The organism is Deltaproteobacteria bacterium (genome assembly GCA_030690165.1).
In the GTDB taxonomy this organism is placed as follows: domain Bacteria; phylum Desulfobacterota; class GWC2-55-46; order UBA9637; family UBA9637; genus JACRNJ01.
This window is the reverse complement of the sequence record JAUYHF010000006.1, coordinates 22,842-41,741: the sequence shown is the minus strand read 5'-3', so window position 1 is coordinate 41,741 and position 18,900 is coordinate 22,842. Positions and strand designations below refer to the sequence as shown.

Sequence of the window (18,900 nt, the reverse complement as noted above, 5' to 3'; positions counted from 1 at the left end):
AATATAAACTTTAAATTTGCAATTTCCAATCTTCATTTTACAATGGAGCGCAGCGACAAATGACTGGTATAACTAAAATACAAAAAAAGCAGGTTTTGCAGAAAACTGAGCAAACAGCAGTCGATTCAACAGATATACAAGTGGTCTGTTTTAAGCTGGGAACAGAGCCGTATGGTCTGGATATAATGCAGATAAAGGAGATTGTCCGGTATCAAAAGGTTCAGTCGGTGCCAAAGGCGCCTTTCTTTATTGATGGTGTTATAAACTTAAGGGGCATGGTTATACCCATTATAGATTTAAGGAAAAGATTTGAGGCGCTGTCAGATATTAGTTCAAGAACCAGGATTATTATCGCGCAGCTTGAAAATAGAATTGTGGGTATTGTTGTTGACGATGTTACAGATATCATTTCGCTGTCGAAGACGCATCTTATGCCGCCGGGGATGGTAAAGGGGGCAGAGGCTGAGTATCTGGACGCTATGGCGGATATTAAAGGAGAACTGCTGTTTGTTATAAATCTTGACAAGATGCTTACCGCAGAGGAAAAGATATCTCTAATCGCGCCTGTATAGTGGCACAGGCTTCCAGCCTGTGAGATGACGAAATATTCAGGAGCAGGTTACAAACCTGCTCCCGCAAACGAAATTTTCAATTTACAAATATTAAGCGGATGGAGGGATTATGAAGCAGTTTGGTGTTAAGGGAAAGATGGATGAGATAGGGGAACTCGGCAGAGGCATGAATGAAGCAGTGAAGGGTATTATACTTAAAACCAAAGAATCTTCTGCAAATGTAGACACAGCGGTGAAAAGGATTGCAGAAGGCGTATTCAGCATAAAAAAGGGTTCAGAGGATCAGACCGCAGCCATGGCAGATGTTTCAGCGTCAATAGAAGAGCTTCATAAGATAGCGCAGGATATTGCCAAAGGTATGGAGCAGCTCCTGAAATTGTCGGAAGATACATCTTCCTCGATTCTGGAGATGGCTGCGTCTGTTGAAGAGGTGGATGGCAGCATGGCTGATCTTACAGTTGCCGTGGGGGATACATCAACCTCTATACAAGAGATTGACAGCTCACTTAAAGAGGTTGCAGCCGGAGCTGATAATATCTCAAGGGGGGCGGATGAAACAGCCTCATCCCTTATTCAGATAAACGCATCAGCCATGGAGATAGAGAAACATGCCAGAGAGGGCGTTGAACTTTCCAATGAAGTGGCGGGGGAGGGCGAAAAGGGGGTAAAGGCGGTAGAGCTTGCCCATGCAGGCATGGAAAAGATAAAGCAATCTGTGAATAGCCTTGCAGCGGTTATAGATGAACTTGGCCGGAGGTCAAAGGAGATTGGCAAGATAGTGAATGTGATTGACGATGTGGCAATGGAGACCAACCTTTTGGCATTGAATGCCACGATTCTCGCAGCCCAGGCAGGGGAGCATGGCAAAGGGTTCAACGTTGTTGCAGACGAGATAAGGGAGTTGTCAGAGAGGACTGCCGCCTCAACCAGAGAGATTACAGGCATTGTGTCAGGCATTCAGGGTCAGATAGACAGGGCTGTTGTGTCTGTTGAGGAGGGAATGGCAAAGGTTGTGGAAGGGGAAAAACTTTCCACAGAGACCACACTTGTGTTTAAAGGGATAACGGGAAGATTCAAGGCATTTCAGTCTATGAGCCTTGAGATAGCCAAGGCAACCAAGGAACAGGCCAGCAGCTCTAAACAAGTTATGCAGAATATTGAGAGCATTACCAACACTATCCACCAGATGGCCATGGCCACGCATGAGCAATCCCAAGGCACAGCTCAGGTAGTCAAGGCAGTTGAAAAGATGAGAGAACTTGCCTCGCAGATAAAAAAGGCTACTACCGAGCAGGCGCAGGGGAGCAAGATTATCGCATCAAATACAGAAAATATGATGAAGAGTGTAGAGGAGATAAATGTTGTCTCGTCCCGTCAGGAAAGTGAGAGCCAGAGGATATCCGCCGCTGTTATAGAGATAACCACCAGAGCAACAAAAGGCATGGAAAATGCGCGAATGCTGGAAGATATGGCTTCCATGCTCAAAAATGAGATGGATAACCTTAAGCAGGAATTGGAGAAGTTTAAGCTTGGGGATTCAGGCAGAGAGGTATAAAAAAATGGCGGCCTTGCTGTTGTTGGTTCAATTTTGTAAATTGAACCATAAATTTAGGGAGCAATAATGAATATAGAATGTCCGGGATGCAAGGCGCCTAATACATTTGAACCAACCGGTATAACTCAAGCCGGTGAAAGGATTATATGTAATAGCTGCAAAAGGCCATTCCTTATAAAATCCAGACCGTCTGCAGAAGAGCAAACAAGGGACAAGGTGCTGGTTGCCAATGCCAACCCGCATTTTTGTTCTGCCATTAAAGATTTTCTCTCCGGCCGCGGTTTTGAGGTTGTCCTTGCCAAGGACGGCATAGAGGCGCTGCAGTTTTTAGAAATAAATATGCCCCCCCATATAGCCCTTGTAGATGTCGCCCTCTCAGGGATGTACGGCTTTGAGATATGCGATTTTATAAAGAATAATGAAAGGCTGAAGCATATTAAGGTCATTCTTCTTGCCTCTATTTATGACAAGACCAGATATAAGAGGATGCCAACATCAATCTACGGCGCGGATGATTATATTGAGATGCATCACATACCTGACGATCTTGTGCCCAAGATAAATAAGCTTTTGGGGAGAGATTATAATATTCCGAGACCTCTTTTAAAGGCCGACTTTGAGGCTGTTGTGATTTATGAAGAAAGGCTTTCTGATAAGATAAAGGATATAGCAGCTCAAGATATTAAGGTCAAAATACCTGAGAAAGGCGGCAAAGACAGCGCCCATGAAGAGGCCAAACGTCTGGCAAGGATTATTATGTCGGATATAATCCTCTACAATCAGGAGGCTGTAGAGAGCGGCCTGAGAAACGGCAATCTCCTGGAACTTCTGAAAACTGATATAAAGGAAGGCCAGGCCTATTATGCCAAAAGGGTGCCTGCTGATGTGCGCAAAGGCACATCCTATCTGAAAAATGCCTTTGAAGAGCTTATAGCAAAAATGAGGAAAGAGATTGGCGTGTGACGCAATGTTGATAGACGAATTAATAGAAAGATTGGACAGCCCGGATGAAGAGACAAGGAGACAGGTGATAGAGGGTCTCCTTGATATTGCATTTGAGCCTGGGATATTGCCGCTTCTTAAGAAGGCTATGGGAGATATAAGTTGGAGGGTTAGAAAGGACGCTGTTAATGCGGCTCTTTCATTTCAGGGAAACGCCGCAGCAGTTTCTTCCATAGCGCCTCTTATGATAGATGTCCTGCATTCTGAAGATAACGCAGGTTTAAGGAACTCTGCTGTAGAGTGTTTGACAAGACTTGGCAGAAATGCTGTTCCATGTCTTATTCAAAATTTAAATGACAGAGACCATGATGTCAGAAAATTTATTACGGATGTCCTTGGAGATATAGGGACAAATAAAGGCGATGATACAGCAGAGATTATTGCGGATGCCTTGATAATGGCCACAGAGGATCCTGACGAAAATGTCAGGCTTTCTGCGATAGAGGGATTGGGAAAGATAGGGAATTATAAAGCTGTTCAGTCGCTCCTGGACATATTGGAAAAAGGGGACATGGCGCTGAAGTTTACAACCCTTGAGGCGCTGGGAAATATCGGCAGGTCTATTCCCATGAGCGGGGTATACAATGCCTTAAAGGAAAGACTTTTGAAAAGGGCAGCATATGACCTTATCGGCAAGGTGGGCGGGATAGAGGCCGTGCCTTATCTTATAGACGGTTTAAAAGAAAACTCCCAATCAACCAGAGAGGCTGCTATTGTGGCCGTAAAAAGGCTTGCCGCATCCTTGCTGATTTCAAATCTCAAATCTCAAATCTCAATCCTTCCCTCTCCTGTTATTGAAAAGATTGCCGCTTCGCTGGAAAGCCATGACCTGAATGTAAGAAAAGGGGCTGTTTTTATTCTTGGATTAACCGGGAAGATAGAGGCTGTCAGGCCTTTAATCAGGTTCCTGCGTTTTGATGAAACAGCCGGTGAGGCAAAAGAGGCTTTAATAAAATTAGGAGATGAGGGATTGGATGTAATTATAGATTCTTATCCTCTTCAGGAAGAAAAGGTCAGGGCATTATTGTGCGATATACTCGGAGAGATTGGAAACAGGAAGGCAGAGAATATACTTGTTCTTGCCATAAAAGATGATTATGGCCATGTGCGCAGCAGCGCTGCCGCGGCCATTGGAAAGATTGATCCTGAAAAGGCGGCAACCCAGATTATAGGCCTGCTTCAGGATGAATTTGATGATGTAAGAAATGCCGCGGTAAACGCCCTTTGCCTCCTTGCCAAAGGTTCGTATAAAGCTATCCTTTCCAGAATTTTGCCCCTGCTTTCAGCAGATAACCCTTATGTAAGAGAGAAGGCAATTATTGTGCTTGGCAGGATTGGCGGGATAGAAAATGTTGAAAGTATAAGGCTGGCCATAAAGGATGACAGTCCTCTTGTGAGAAAGGCCGCTGTTCATGCCCTTGGGGAAAGAGGAGAGGGTCGGTATGTTCAGGATATTATCCTTGCCCTTGCCGATGAAGACAGAGAGGTAAGGTTTGTTGCTGCCAGGGTCCTTGGCAGTATAAGGTCAAAGGAGGCGGCAGAACCTCTGCTCCTTCTGCTTTCGGATGAGGATATATGGGTAAAGGCGGCTGCTGTGGAAAGTCTTGGCAAGATAGGGACGGAAAATGCGGTCAAGGCTGTCAAGGGGCTTGTGGGTGATGAAAATGGAATGGTTGTTTGCGCAGCCCTTGAGGCAATGGCCATGATTGCCATTCAGGGGCATCAAACTATAGAAGAGATAAAACCGTGGGTGGTGAAATGTCTTTCACACGATGATACAGAAGTGGTTAAAGTTGCCGCTCAGATCCTTGGAAGGCTTGATAAGAAAGGTTCTGCAACTGAAATACTATCTTTGCTGGAACACACAGACTGGGATGTCCGGGCTCAGGTTGTGGATATCCTCTCTGACATAAAAGATAATTTTATAAGAAGCTGCCTTGAAACGCATCTCAAGGTGGAAACAGATGACCTTGTTAAACAAAAAATAGCGGAGGCGTTGAAAGGACAGTAGGGGCAATCCCCCTGTGGTTGCCCCTAAAAGGGCAGGCACGGTGGCCTGCCCCTACCTGAATTTTATGTTCATTATTGAACCTGACATACCGATGAATGAGGAGGAGTTTCGTCTTATAAGGGATTATATATACGAGCACTGCGGCCTCTCTTTTGACGCCTCTTCTAAATTTTTGCTGGAAAAAAGGCTTTCCAACAGGGTCAGGTTTCACCGGCTTAAGGGATTCAAGGAGTATTACAGGTTCTTGAGATACGACCCGAAGGCAAGCGAAGAACTATCTGCCGCAATAGATATACTTACTACAAACGAAACCTATTTTTTCCGAGAGATGCACCAGCTTAAGGCGTTTAGCGAAGAGATACTTCCTGAAATAAAGAATAGAAAGGGAGATACCCATAAAGCAAAGACTCTGTCAATATGGAGCGCAGGCTGTTCAACAGGGGAGGAGCCGTATACGATTGCTATGCTTATCCTTGAAACCGGGCAGTTTAAAGGCTGGAATATTGAGATATTTGGAAATGATATAAGCCAGAGGGTATTGCAGGCGGCAAGGAGAGGGGTTTACAGCAAATACTCTTTCAGATGTTCAGAGCAAATGTTTATAGATAAATATTTTGAGCCCACACCTGATGGAAAATATAAGGTAAATGATGAAATAAAAAATATGGTAAGCTTTGGTTATCTTAACCTTATTGACAGAAGCAGAATGAGTCTTTTAAAGAATATGGATGTAATTTTTTGCAGAAATGTATTGATATATTTTGACGCCGAATCCAAGAAAAAGGTTATGCATAATTTTTATGATAAATTAGAGGATGGCGGCTACCTTCTCCTTGGGCACGCTGAATCCATGATGAATATATCTACCGCATACACCTTACAGCATTTAAAGAATGATATGGTATACAGGAAGCCGTTTAAGGGGGTTAAAGACGCCGAATTTCTGGCAGTAAGCAGGTAAATTATGGATATGGTAAAGGTTCTGATAATAGATGATTCTGCATTTAATCGCCGCACATTAACCAAACTCCTTGAATCAGTTCCGGGGGTGGCGGTGGCGGGGACCGCAACTGACGGGATAGATGGGCTACAGCAGGCAATGAGGCTTAAGCCGGACCTGATTACCCTTGATCTGGAGATGCCTGTTATGGATGGTTTTACATTCCTGCGCATACTTATGCAAACCAACCCTATTCCTGTCATAGTCATAAGCAGCAAGGATGGGGATATTGATGTGTTCAAGGCGATGGAACTGGGCGCTGTGGATTTTATACCAAAACCCACACATACGCCCTCTATGACTTTATTTAATATTAAAGATGAGCTTATCCGAAAGGTTAAGATGCTTCCTCATCTCAAGATGAAAAAGATCGCCAGTGGTATTTCAAGGCCTTTAGAAGATATTGAGGCAGAGGCTAAAAATTTATCCCCGAAGGCTTTAATCGGGGAAGAGGTTCCCATCAGCGGGTTTGATGTTATAGCCATTGGCTCATCCACTGGGGGGCCGCCTGCGCTTTCCCAAATACTGCCTCTCCTTCCGGAGGGGTTTCCTGTCTGCGTGGTTGTATCGCAGCATATGCCTCCTGGGTTTACCAAACCATTTGCAGAGAGATTAAACAATATATGTAAAATGAGGGTAAAAGAGGCGGCAAATGAAGAGGTGGTAAAGACAGGAGAGATATTGATTGTTCCTGGAGGGCAGCACCTTTCCTTTAAAAGAGGCAAAACAGGGGAGGTTGTAACCAATCTTTTAGAGAGGAAAGAAGCAGATAAGTATGTGCCTTCTGTGGATATTATGTTTTCGTCAGCCGCATTAATTTGGGGTGAACGGACCATGGGGATTGTGCTTACCGGCATGGGGTATGACGGCAAAGACGGAGTGGTGAGGATAAAAGAAAAGGGCGGTTATATTATAGCCGAGTCAGAGGAGACATCTATTGTATTCGGCATGCCGGAATCCGCTATTGCAACAGGCGCGGTAGATGAGGTTGTCCCTCTCTATGACATCGGGCCTAAAATAGTGAAAGTATGCGCAACAGGGTTGTTAAAAAGAGCTTGATATGGGATAATGCAGTATGTTAGATTATGAAGAAACAGGCGCAGACGTATTTAAGGGGACAGTATTTAAGGGGACAATAGATGAGCGATGAAAAAAATATATTTTCGAGGGCAGAAGAGTTTATGCAGCTCTTTAAAAAAGGGGCTGATTTTACACAAGAGCTTTTGAAAGAGAACGAGCGCCTTAGATTTAAAGTAGTGCAGCTTGAGGAAGAAAACAGGCTTGTAAAGATGTCAGGCGCCGGCGGCAGTGATAAACTGGCAGCCGAGCTTAACAAAAAACTGCAATCCCTTAAAGATGAGATGAATAAGCTCATGGAACGTCACAGGGCTGTTGAGGCTGAAAACAAGGACTTTGCTAATAGGTACCTGGAGATAGAGTATGAGAATAATAATCTTGCCAACCTCTATGTTGCCAGTTTTCAACTGCACTCCACGTTAGATTTTAAAGAGGTTTTGCAGATTATTCTGGAGATTGTAATAAACCTTATTGGCGCTGAAACATTTGGGGTTCTTCTGTTGGATGAAAAAACCAATGAGCTTACCGCAGTGGCTACCGAGGGTGTTGACAGGGAAGAAATCCCTTTAATAAAGATCGGAACAGGCATCATCGGCAATGTTGCAAAGAGCGGGGAGAACTACTTTGTTGACGAGATAAAGCCGTTTGGCAAATTTGACCCCCAATTGCCTATTGTATGCATACCATTAAAGATAAAAGAGCATGTAATAGGCGTGGTAGCCATATATAAACTTTTACAGCAAAAGCCGAAGTTTACAGAGCTGGATTATGAGCTGTTTACTTTATTGGCCGGCCATGCTGCCACAGCTATATTTAGCTCAAAGCTCTATTCCGAGTCCGAGAGAAAACTTTCCACAATACAGGGATTTATCAATCTTCTTACTAAATAAATTATGGCTTACAGGATACTGATAATTGACGATTCACCAACCATGAGGCAGCTTTTGACCTTTGCTGTAAAGAGGTTAAGCGACGTAGAGACTGTCGATGCAGCGGACGGGGTGGATGGTTATAAGAAGCTTACAAGTGGTAAGTTTGACCTTGTGCTGGCTGATATAAACATGCCTGTTATGGACGGTCTTAAATTAGTAAGCATCATCAGGGGCAACCCTGATTATAAGGATATCCCTATAGTAATGGTTACAACAGAGGGCGGAAAGGAAGATAGAGAAAAGGCCCTTTCCCTTGGAGCAAATGCCTACATAACCAAACCAATTCAGGCCCCCAATGTCCTATCTGTGGTAAAAGAACTGCTTAAAATAACATGAAAAGATCAGAGGTCGGAATTCAGAGGTTACAGGTTACAAGTCACAAGTCACAAGTCACAAGTTTGGTGACGATATTTTTACTGTTCACTGTCCTTTCCGGTTGTGCCGCTACACAAGAGGAGATAGCTAAAAATAATGACCCTGCCTTATTGTATAGAGAAGGCGCGGCCCTCTATAATGACGGCGATTATAATGAGGCAATAGATAAGTTTAAGCAGGTTATGGAAGGCTATCCAATAAGCCCCTTTGCTGTGGATGCGGAACTTCTTCTGGCAGACGCGTATTACAGCAGCGCCCAATACAGCGATGCAGCCTCTTACTATGTCAATTTTATCAGCCTGCACCCAAATCATCCAAAGACTGCTTATGCCCTGTTTCAAAAGGGTATGAGTTATTTCAGGGAGGTATCCACAATAGACAGGGACCAAGCCAGCACACAGAAGGCCCTTCTGGCATTCAACGATATAATTTCACTGTATTCGTCAAGCATATATGCAGATAAGGCAAAGGAGATGGCTGTCTTTTTAAAAAGACGATTGGCAGATAGGGAGTTTTACATAGGGAATTTTTATTTTAAAGATAAGAAATATAAAGGCGCATTGGCCAGGTTTGCGGAAATTTTAAAAAAATATCCTGACACCGGCCTCTCGGACAAGGTCTTGTATTATATTGGCAAATCGTATATAGAATTAGGCGAGAAAGACCTTGCAATGGACGCCTTTTCGACGCTTATTACAAATTTTCCGTATAGTTCATTCGTTCAAGATGTAAAAAACTGGATGAGTGACAATCATGAGGGGTAGAGGATAGGAGGTTGTGATGCAAAGAACCTGGCATGAATCGTATGAATTGGGGAAAAAGACCTTTGATGAAAAAAACTATACGGAAGCCCAGATATATCTGGAAGAGGTTTTAAAGGAAAAGGACAGTTTTGCTGATGTCTACAACATGCTCGGTTTTATTTATTATTCAGCCGGCAAGCAGGCTGATGCCATAGAATGTTTTAAAAAGGCGCTTAAAATTAATCCGAATTACACCGAGGTATCTTTAAACCTATCTGTGGCATATAATGAGATGGGGGAGTTTGATAAGGCGCGGGATATTTACGCTAAGGCGAAAGATGCTGGGGCAGGAAGCACTACTTCATATCTGGACCCATATGCCAAAGGCAAGCTTGCAAATATGCATACAGAGATAGGGGCTATATATCAGGATCTCGGTTTTTACAAAGAGGCTGTTGATGAATATAAAAAGGCTATTGCATTAAGGCCTACCTTTGCGGATATAAAAAATCAATTAGGTGTTGTATACAGAGATATGCGGGATTACAGTAAATCCGTAAGAGAACTGGAAGAGGCGATAAACATAAATCCTGAATACATTCCTGCAAGGATAAATCTGGGAATTACCTATTATACAATGGGGCACATAGAGAAGGCTAAGGCAGAATGGATGAAGGTTCTTCATAAAAACCCGAACGATAAAAAGGCTCAGATGTATATAAATCTTACAACAGAGAAAAAGTAGGGGGCTGGTTTGAAACCAAACCAACCCTTATTTGGAACTTTATTCTTTCACTGCCTTTGCCAGTTTCTTTATCTTTTCCTCAAGGCCATTGACCCTTTTTTCAAGTTTTATTAAATCTTCCCTGCTGGCTATATTAACCTTTGCCAGATAAGCTTTAATGCCTTTTTTGATATTCTCTTCTACTACCTTTTTTTCTTTGTCCGCCCTGGTCAGGAGGTCTTTTAATAAATTTTTACCCTCTTTTTCACCTACCTCGCCCTTTGTTTCTAATTCTTTTACCAGTTCCTTAAGTTTTTCTTCAGTTAAACTCATGATTCCAATACCCATAATCGCCGCCCTCTTAAAGATGTCTGTGGCCATGATTGCCTCCTGTTGTTTTTAGATTTGAGTCTTTTCAACTATTGAATATATCTTTTCCATTGCAGCCTTTAATCCTGCTGGATTGTCTCCGCCTGCTTGCGCCATATCAGGTTTGCCGCCGCCTTTCCCGCCGATGGCAGGCGCAAGTTCCTTGATAATGCTGCCGGCATTGAATCTGCCGGATAAATCCTTTGTTATCGCCGCAAGTATAAATGCCTTGCCGTTTGTCTTGCTGCCCAAGACGACAATGCCTGAATTTATTTTTACGCGCAATATATCCGCCAGCTGTCGCAAGTCATCCGGTCTTTCGGCTTCCACTTCAGAACAAACCACCTTTATCCCCTTTATTGTTTTTACCTGTTCAAGGATAGAAAGTGCGCCGCCGCTTTTAAGCTTTGCCTTGAGGTTTTCCATCTCTTTTTCCAGGGTCTTGTGCTGCAAAATGAGTCTATTTATCTTTTCAGGCACATCCCTTGGCGAGGTCTTTAATATTAAGGCTGCTTCTTTAATCACATCTCTTTCTTCTTCCACAGCCTTCAGCGCTGCTGTTCCTGCCACGGCCTCTATCCTTCTTACCCCTGCCGCAACAGAGGAATCGCTTAATATCCTGACCAACCCGATATCACCTGTTCTTTTAACATGGATGCCGCCGCAGAGCTCCCTGCTGAATCCTTCCACGTTTACCATTCTCACGGTATCTCCGTATTTTTCATCGAAAAAGGCCAGAGCGCCTTTGGCTACCGCATCTTTGTATGAAAGGGTATCTGTATTCACCTCAAGATTTTCCATTATCTTTTCATTTACCATATGTTCTATCTTATCAAGTTCTTTTTCAGATATGGCAGAAAAATGGCTGAAATCAAACCTGATCCGTGTTGGACCCACAAGAGAGCCTGCCTGCCGCACATGCTCGCCAAGGATATTGCGAAGGGCAGCATGGAGAATGTGTGCGGCTGTGTGATGCCGGCTTGTTGCCTTTCTTATATTTAAATCAGGGATTAACTCAACGGTAGAGCCGGTTGAAACATTGCCTTCTTTTACTGTAGAGTGATGGGCAATTAAATCCGGCAAAGGTTTTTTTGTATCAACCACAGTCAGTTCAAAGCCTTTTCCGGTAATAGAGCCTATATCGCCAACCTGTCCGCCTGATTCGCCGTAAAACGGAGTTTGCTCTGTTATGACTTCTATATTGTCTCCCTGAGAGGCCTTGTCAACAATAGTTCCATCCTTTATAAGACAGAGAATTTTTGACGATGTTACATCCGTATGGTATCCGGCGAAATTGGTTTTGATGCCGGAGTTTACGAGTTTGCCGTAAATCTCATGTGTCTTTAGCTCACCCGAGCCTTTCCATGCCCCTCTTGCCTTAAACCGTTGTTCTTCCATTTCCGTGTTAAAGCCCTCCTCATCCACTGTAAAGCCCTGCGTCCTGATTATGTCAGAAGTCAAATCAAGAGGAAATCCGTATGTGTCGTAGAGTTTAAACGCAGCATTACCGGGGATTACCCTTTTATTCTTTTGTTTTAGTGTCTTTATTTCCTCATCTAATATATTTAATCCCCTTTCAAGTGTTTCAAGAAAGCGGGATTCTTCGCCTTCAGTTGCCTTTATAATAGAGTCTCTGGCTGCAATTATTTCAGGATATGCCGCCCCCAGACTCTCTATTACCTTGCCGCATACCTTGTATAAGAACGGCTCATTTATGCCAAGGAGTTTTCCATGTCTGGACGCCCTTCTTAAAATCCTCCTTAAGACATAACCTCTTCCTTCATTGCCCGGCAGGATACCGTCTGTTATAAGAAATGTCACTGCGCGGCTGTGATCCGCAATGGCCTTGATGGATGTATCATTTGTTTCCAGTTCGCCATAGCTTTTTCCTGAAACTTCTTTTATAAAATTAATAATAGGCGCAAACAGGTCGCTTTCGTAGTTGCTTTTTTTGCCTTGTATTATTGCGGCGAGCCTTTCAAGCCCCATGCCGGTATCAATGCTCGGTTTTGGCAGCGGTGAGAGTTTTCCTTTTGAGTCTTTATTATGCTGCATGAACACCAGATTCCAGATTTCAAGAAATCGGTCGCAGTCGCACCCCACAGCGCAGGCTGGCCTGCCGCAGCCAATATCCTTGCCCTGGTCAATGATAATCTCTGAACACGGCCCGCACGGCCCGACATCTCCCATTGCCCAGAAGTTGTCCTTTTCTCCCATCCTGACAATGCGCTCTTTTGATATGCCTGTATTTTTTCCCCATATTCCTGCTGCCTCATTATCCTCCTGAAATACAGTAACCCAGAGATCCTTTGGGTTAAAACCAATCTCTTTTGTTATAAACTCCCATGCATAAGCTATTGCCTCTTCTTTGAAATAATCCCCGAATGAAAAATTCCCTAACATTTCAAAAAATGTATGATGCCTTGTAGTTCTGCCCACATTTTCCAGGTCATTATGCTTGCCGCCTGCCCTCATGCATTTCTGGACAGAGACCGCCCTTTTATAATCCCTTTTTTCCTCGCCAAGGAATACGCCCTTGAATTGAACCATGCCAGCGTTGGTAAATAATAATGTGGGATCCCCTTTTGGCACAAGAGACGAGGACGGAACTATGGTATGCCCATTTTTTTTGAAATATTCCAGAAAAGTTTTTCTTATTTCATTTGCCTTCATAATTAATAGGCTGTTGAAAAAGGCATCAACAGCCCTGATTACACAGATTTATAAAAACGATTACACAGATAATTCAATAGTTTAAATCTGTGTAATCTATATTTTTTATCTGTGTAATCAGAGGTTGTTGAGTTTTTCAACAAGCTCTTAATCTTCTGTCCCATTATAACGTTCCTTCAATACATCATATATTACATCTGCTGGAAATCCCTTTGTATGAAGGTGTCTATATGCGCCAGCCTTTTGTCTCAATTTTTCCTGCCCACCGCTTTCTGGCGCCTGCCCCTTGTTTTTAAGCCATTTAAGAAGGGCGAGTTTAGCTGTATCTAATTCATTTGTCCCTAAATCATCTATTGTCCGTTTGATTATCTCTTCTGATATGCCTTTTTGTTTAAGGCCGTGGATTATCCTGTTTTTCCCCCACAACCTTGATTTTATTTTTGAGCCTGCCCACTGGTTTGCAAATGTCTCATCGCTCAGATAACCAAGCTCTGTAAGATACTGTAAGGTTTCCTTAATTGAATCATCTTTAATGCCTTTTTCTTTAAGTCTTGATTCAACCTCACAGATACTCCTTGGCGCGCGGGACAAATACCTTAAGGCGATTGTCTTGGCATAGTTAATATCTTTTTTCCGGCTCATGTAGAATATGCAAGTTTAAAACCTTTCTATATCTATCTTTGGCTCTTCTTTTTTGCCAGGGGCTTCTTTGCTTTTTTCAAATTCCATCCATCCCTCATCGCTTGTGGCGGTTACACCCTTAACCCTTAGGGCAAAGTCGTCAGTGTTGCTTGCCTGCGCCAGCGCCTCTTCGTAAGAGATGAATCCCTTATTAAGCAGCCCCATTATGGATTGGTCGAATGTCTGCATTCCATAGGTTGTATAACCTTTGGCAATTGCGTCTGAAATCTCTTTGGTTTTTTCCTTGTCTTCTATACACTCTCTTATTCTGGCTGTAGATACCAGTACCTCAACTGCCGGCACCCTTCCCTTGCCGTCCTTTGTCGTGATAAGCCTCTGGGATAGAATCCCTTTTATAACGCCTGCAAGCTGTATCCTTATCTGTTTCTGCTGATACGGCGGAAACACGGCAACTATGCGGTTTATGGTTTCCATAGCGTCTATTGTGTGGAGCGTGGAGAAAACCAGATGCCCTGTTTCTGCGGCAGTAAGCGCGATTTCAACGGTTTCCATATCCCGCATCTCTCCCACCATTATGATATCAGGGTCCTGCCTAAGCGCCCCCCTCAAAGCCTCTGCAAAGCTTCTGGTGTCAACGCCAAGCTCTCTTTGGTTTATTATAGATTTTTTGTCCCTGTGCAGAAATTCAATAGGGTCTTCTATTGTTATGATATTATATGTATTGTGGTTGTTGATATAGTCTATCATGGAGGCTATTGTTGTGGACTTCCCGCTTCCTGTAATACCGGTTACAAGAACCAGCCCCCTTGCCTCGCCGACTATCTTTTCAATCACCTTTGGGAGGTGAAGCTCATCAATAGAATTAATAGCTATGGGTATAACCCTGAGAACTATCCCAGTTGAGCCCCTCTGCTGGAATATATTCACCCTGAATCTTCCAAGTCCCGGCACGCTATAAGATGTGTCAAGCTGATGAGTTGTTTTAAATGTTTCTTTTTGCGGGTCATTCATAAGTCTCATAGCTATTTTAGTTACTTCGTCGGGTGTAAGTCTCTCCTGATTTTTTACAGGCGCCAGTGTTCCGTATATTCTTAATATCGGGGGAAGCCCTACCTTTATATGCACATCAGACGCCTTTTCCTTGACCGCAACATTTAAAACATCATGCAGTTCCATGTCTCTTTAACCCTCCTTTCTTCCCCGTGCCATATTAGAAAGCTTTGTCTTTTCCTCTGCCTTTATAGGTGGAATTTCCTTCTTATCAGGCTTTATGCTGAAGTGCTGAAATAGCCCCTCTTCTATGGCAGAGGCTGCATCGCCGTGTTCCTTAAGATAGAGTCTGGCAGCCTCCCGTCCCTGACCTATCCTCTCACCGTTGTAGGAATACCATGCGCCGCTTTTTTCTACAATAGCAGCCTGAACACCGAGGTCAATCAGATCGCCTTCTTTTGAAATACCCTCGTTATACAGGATATCCAGTTCCGCCTCTTTAAACGGCGGCGCCAGTTTGTTTTTTACCACCTTTACCCTTGTCCTGTTTCCGATAACATCTTCCCCTTGTTTAATAGCCCCTATCCTCCTTATATCCATTCTTACAGACGCATAGAATTTTAATGCATTGCCGCCTGTGGTAGTTTCAGGATTCCCAAACATAATGCCTATCTTATGTCTTATCTGATTTATAAATATCATGCAGGTTTTTGACTTACTTATGGTTGCTGTAAGTTTTCTGAGCGCCTGGCTCATAAGCCTTGCCTGAAGCCCCATATGAGAGTCCCCCATTTCACCTTCAAGTTCAGCCCGCGGCACAAGGGCTGCCACAGAGTCTATAACCAGAACATCTACTGCGCCGCTCCTTATGAGAACCTCCGCAATCTCTAATGCTTGTTCGCCTGTATCTGGCTGTGATAAGAGAAGTTCGTCAACCTTTACGCCGAGTTTTTTTGCGTATCCCGTATCCAGCGCATGTTCCGCGTCTATGAATGCGGCGGTTCCCCCCTTTTTTTGCGCCTCGGCTATAATGTGCAGTGTGAGGGTGGTTTTCCCGGAAGATTCCGGGCCGAATATCTCTACTACCCTGCCTCTTGGAACGCCGCCGATGCCGAGGGCTATGTCAATTGCAGGCGAGCCTGTGGAGATTGCAGGTATATCGGCTGCTACAGCGCCCTCTTTGCCAAGCCGCATAATAGAGCCTTTGCCAAATTGTTTTTCAATCTGGCCTATTGCCAGGTCAATTGCCCTTTCCTTATCTGTTGATGTCATATATGCCTCCCTTTGTAGTAGGTTGCCAAAATTTTTTCTTAAACCATTTTTGCTATTTTACACTTATTTAGTTTTTTATATTTTACTTTCTTCTCAAGAATTCTCAATTGTTTTTCCGCGCCTACGGCATCATATTGGACAAAATCTACTTCCGATGATTTAATCCTTCTTTTAGCTATTTCAATATATTCCTTGTTTATATCAATGCCGATAAATTTTCTCCCCAATTTTTTAGCCGCCACCAGTGTAGTCCCGCTGCCGGCAAAGGGGTCAAGAACAACCGCTTCATTTGAATAGGTTGTCAGGTTTATTATATATTCACAGAGACTTAACGGCTTCACAGTTCTATGTAAATTAAAATCCCCTTTTTCTTTTTTATCCGGCTTCGAAATCAAAAAACATTTGTCAACCACTTCATTTATCTTATTTGTTGAAACTACATTAGACGGAAACATATCCCGACCTATTTTTACATTAGTATTTAATAACCCGACATTAAATTTTCTGAAATTCTTCAAAAATGTCCCATCCGGTTCTTTTTGCGCCATTACAATCGGTTCAAAACAAGATTTAATCTGAGGGGTTTTCCATCCGTTTAATTGTTTTTTCAGATCATTTATAGCTTCTTTGTCTTCATTTAATTTCTCTATAAAATGATTCAAACTCATTGCCTTTGGCTGGTTTTGGGTATATAACCAAATGAAGCAATCCCGTATCAGAAGCCCTGTATCATCTATTGCGGAGACCATCCGGTGATACAATCTTGGGCTGGAAAATGAAAAGAAAAATCCACCCGGTTTTAAAACTCGTAAAATCTGTTTTGAAATTTTGGAATACCACTCATAAAAATTTTTCCCTTGCTCTCTATCAAACTTCATTCCGGCCGGCAATGATTTGATAACATGATGATATTTAGTACTTGCCACTTTTTTCTCATCCCATCTGTCATCCATCTTGTCTAAAAAATACGGCGGGTCAGTCAAAACCAGGTCAATGCTATTGTTATCAAGCATAGACAACACTCGCAATGAATCACCGTGAATTATTTTATTCAAATATTCACCACTCATTAGGGTCTTGTCCTTTAAATTCGGTCTTTAAATCGCGCGCTGAATATCCGTATATAGGTCTTTCCAGCAGCCTTGCTTTAAACGAAATTTAGTGCCGTGATTATGGCCTGTCCTTGCATCAAAATCAATGAGGACGTAGCCATTTTCAATAGCCGTAAGAAATTTTTCAAAAGAAAAACCGGATAATATATGCAATTCCTTATAAAGGAAGAATTCTTTTGTTTTTTCTTTTTTGCTGTCAGCAACCACATAGAAACAGTTTTTTATTTTTGTGCCGATTGAGTAGTTTAAATCTTCAAATCCCCAATATGGTTCCGGCACAAGAGGGCCAATCCCTACTCGTTCCTCTACCGATTGTAGCCATAAAGCTATTGCATGGTCATCTGCCTTCACTCTGGTAGCATCAAAGATAAATTTTATCTTATTCTCTTTTCTGTCCACAACTATTTTGAAGCCTCTTTTGGTGTAATCAGTTGCGCTTGTTGTTGAGCGAAAACTCATCTCACGCATGGGATATTTCTTGCCAGCCTGTTTATGTTTCCAACCATATTGAGGGAGCAATAATTTTGATACAATCTGCGTGGCAGTGGGAGAGGGTTCTATATGTTTCAAAGTAATTAACGACGTTGTGTGAGACCTTTGTCCTTTCAATTCCCATTCACGCGTATTGGGTATGGGCAAATTGTTTTCTCTGATGTGCAAGAGTGATTCCAGAGTATTGCCAACGGCGCCGTCATTCCGAGCATTACGGGTTTTCTTTACACTTTTATGCCAGCCTTTACCGAAAATTTCCCGCATTTCTTGAATGAGTTCTTCTTTTGTATAGAGTTTCATTTCGTTGCCGGTCTCCAAAAATCCAATAGATATTCAAAAGTAACTCCCATAGTAATATAGTTGCTTGGCCAGCCAAAGATACCTACTTTATTTACAATATTTGTCCTGTCCCAAATGATAACATTTCTCAATTCATAACCGCGTTTTCTCAACTCTTCTATCAAAGAAACATGGATTGTTATTCTTTTATTTTCCCACCACATATCAGGCACATTGATAACGCAGTGGCCTTTCGGTTTCAGAAGGGGAAGCATATTTTCATAAATATCTCCCATAGCCTCTGTATACTTCTCAAGAGCCATAGTTCCAAGATCACTTTCATCTTGAGAATACTGCTCAACCTTTCCAAGCTGATCGTTTTTGCGGTCTCTGCGCGATTTGTTTTTTCTTTCACGATTCAGAAGATTGGCGTAAGGCGGAGATGTCCAGATTAAACTTACGGTTTCCGGCTCAAAATATTTTGAGATATTTCTTGCGTCATCCTGTATCGCCAGTTGTTGCGCGTTGTTGAAAAGCTGATTAGTAGCCAAACGGTTTTTACAAAGGTCGATATATTTCCTTTGCAAGTCAAAACCTACGGCATTGCGATTGAGGTCTTGAGCAGCTACAAGTGTGGTGCCACTCCCGGCAAACGGGTCAATCACAAGTTCCCCTTGATGCGTGAATAGTGACATAACTTTTTTTGCCAAGGTAATGGGGAACGTAGCCGGATGGATACTTTTATCACGGATGTCTCTGCTTTCATAAAAAAATTGCCAAACACCGATCTGGCTTTTCAACCATTCTTTTGCGGTTAGACAATTTATATGAGTGGGAGGACAATTGCAGGTTCTAGTATAGGCGATAGGTAAAATTGTTCCATAGGGTGCTATTGATTCTTTAACCCTGTCAGGCGCTTTCCTTTTTGTCTTTGTTTTGCCGGCAATTCTATATGTCACTTTTTTTGTCATAATTCTCCAATGGATTTTACCGGTTAAAGTTCGTAACTCGAACCGTATATTTTAGTAGGACAGGCATCTTGCCTGTCATCACAGGCTGGAAGCATGTGCCACCTTCGTC

General features: G+C 42.9%; 18 protein-coding genes. 10 read left to right on the top strand and 8 right to left on the bottom strand.

Translation table 11 applies throughout. The features are described 5' to 3' along the window. Window positions 1-59 precede the first annotated feature (59 nt). From Q8P28_01030 to Q8P28_00985, 10 genes are all read left to right on the top strand, one after another. Window positions 60-572 carry a chemotaxis protein CheW gene (locus Q8P28_01030; protein MDP2681378.1) on the top strand — a complete coding sequence of 171 codons (513 nt, stop codon included), beginning with the start codon at window positions 60-62 and terminating at the stop codon, window positions 570-572. A 109-nt stretch (window positions 573-681) separates the two neighbouring features. After that, complete coding sequence (locus Q8P28_01025; GenBank protein ID MDP2681377.1) at window positions 682-2,127, top strand: methyl-accepting chemotaxis protein; 1,446 nt, start codon at window positions 682-684, stop codon at window positions 2,125-2,127. 66 nt (window positions 2,128-2,193) lie between these two features. Further along, window positions 2,194-3,090 (top strand): response regulator, encoded by an 897-nt coding sequence (locus Q8P28_01020; protein ID MDP2681376.1) that lies wholly within the window; start codon window positions 2,194-2,196, stop codon window positions 3,088-3,090. Next, complete coding sequence (locus tag Q8P28_01015; protein MDP2681375.1) at window positions 3,080-5,140, top strand: HEAT repeat domain-containing protein; 2,061 nt, start codon at window positions 3,080-3,082, stop codon at window positions 5,138-5,140. Before Q8P28_01020 ends, Q8P28_01015 begins: the two co-directional genes overlap by 11 nt. Window positions 5,141-5,204: 64 nt before the next feature. After that, a complete protein-coding gene (locus Q8P28_01010; GenBank protein ID MDP2681374.1) occupies window positions 5,205-6,101 on the top strand; it encodes a protein-glutamate O-methyltransferase CheR in 897 nt (298 codons plus the stop codon). 3 nt (window positions 6,102-6,104) lie between these two features. Then, the gene (locus tag Q8P28_01005; GenBank protein ID MDP2681373.1) at window positions 6,105-7,199 is read left to right on the top strand and encodes a chemotaxis response regulator protein-glutamate methylesterase; all 1,095 of its coding nucleotides are present in this window, start codon (window positions 6,105-6,107) and stop codon (window positions 7,197-7,199) included. 80 nt (window positions 7,200-7,279) lie between these two features. Further along, window positions 7,280-8,107, top strand: coding sequence for a GAF domain-containing protein (locus Q8P28_01000; protein MDP2681372.1), 828 nt, complete (start codon window positions 7,280-7,282; stop codon window positions 8,105-8,107). Between the two features lie 3 nt (window positions 8,108-8,110). Beyond that, window positions 8,111-8,485, top strand: a complete 375-nt coding sequence (locus Q8P28_00995; GenBank protein ID MDP2681371.1) for a response regulator — start codon at window positions 8,111-8,113, stop codon at window positions 8,483-8,485. Beyond that, the gene (locus Q8P28_00990) at window positions 8,482-9,288 is read left to right on the top strand and encodes an outer membrane protein assembly factor BamD (GenBank protein ID MDP2681370.1); all 807 of its coding nucleotides are present in this window, start codon (window positions 8,482-8,484) and stop codon (window positions 9,286-9,288) included. Before Q8P28_00995 ends, Q8P28_00990 begins: the two co-directional genes overlap by 4 nt. A gap of 16 nt (window positions 9,289-9,304) precedes the next feature. Then, entirely contained in the window at window positions 9,305-10,012 is a 708-nt protein-coding gene (locus tag Q8P28_00985; GenBank protein ID MDP2681369.1) for a tetratricopeptide repeat protein, read from the top strand. Window positions 10,013-10,051: 39 nt separating this feature from the next. Here Q8P28_00985 and Q8P28_00980 read toward each other — a convergent pair whose 3' ends face one another. The 8 genes from Q8P28_00980 to Q8P28_00945 form a co-directional block, all read right to left on the bottom strand. Next, on the bottom strand, window positions 10,052-10,372 hold the full coding sequence (locus Q8P28_00980) for a hypothetical protein (GenBank protein MDP2681368.1): 321 nt from the start codon (window positions 10,370-10,372) through the stop codon (window positions 10,052-10,054). 18 nt (window positions 10,373-10,390) lie between these two features. After that, window positions 10,391-13,033: an alanine--tRNA ligase gene (gene alaS, locus Q8P28_00975; GenBank protein ID MDP2681367.1), complete on the bottom strand. Its 2,643-nt coding sequence runs from the start codon at window positions 13,031-13,033 to the stop codon at window positions 10,391-10,393. Between the two features lie 147 nt (window positions 13,034-13,180). Next, complete coding sequence (locus Q8P28_00970) at window positions 13,181-13,675, bottom strand: regulatory protein RecX (protein MDP2681366.1); 495 nt, start codon at window positions 13,673-13,675, stop codon at window positions 13,181-13,183. A gap of 15 nt (window positions 13,676-13,690) precedes the next feature. Then, the gene (locus Q8P28_00965; GenBank protein ID MDP2681365.1) at window positions 13,691-14,851 is read right to left on the bottom strand and encodes a type IV pilus twitching motility protein PilT; all 1,161 of its coding nucleotides are present in this window, start codon (window positions 14,849-14,851) and stop codon (window positions 13,691-13,693) included. A 6-nt stretch (window positions 14,852-14,857) separates the two neighbouring features. Continuing rightward, the gene (gene recA / locus Q8P28_00960) at window positions 14,858-15,937 is read right to left on the bottom strand and encodes a recombinase RecA (GenBank protein ID MDP2681364.1); all 1,080 of its coding nucleotides are present in this window, start codon (window positions 15,935-15,937) and stop codon (window positions 14,858-14,860) included. 38 nt (window positions 15,938-15,975) lie between these two features. Next, window positions 15,976-16,950 (bottom strand): site-specific DNA-methyltransferase, encoded by a 975-nt coding sequence (locus Q8P28_00955; protein MDP2681363.1) that lies wholly within the window; start codon window positions 16,948-16,950, stop codon window positions 15,976-15,978. Window positions 16,951-17,034: 84 nt separating this feature from the next. Beyond that, window positions 17,035-17,841: an MvaI/BcnI family restriction endonuclease gene (locus tag Q8P28_00950; GenBank protein MDP2681362.1), complete on the bottom strand. Its 807-nt coding sequence runs from the start codon at window positions 17,839-17,841 to the stop codon at window positions 17,035-17,037. Further along, window positions 17,838-18,791 (bottom strand): DNA methyltransferase, encoded by a 954-nt coding sequence (locus Q8P28_00945; GenBank protein ID MDP2681361.1) that lies wholly within the window; start codon window positions 18,789-18,791, stop codon window positions 17,838-17,840. Before Q8P28_00945 ends, Q8P28_00950 begins: the two co-directional genes overlap by 4 nt. Window positions 18,792-18,900 lie beyond the last annotated feature (109 nt).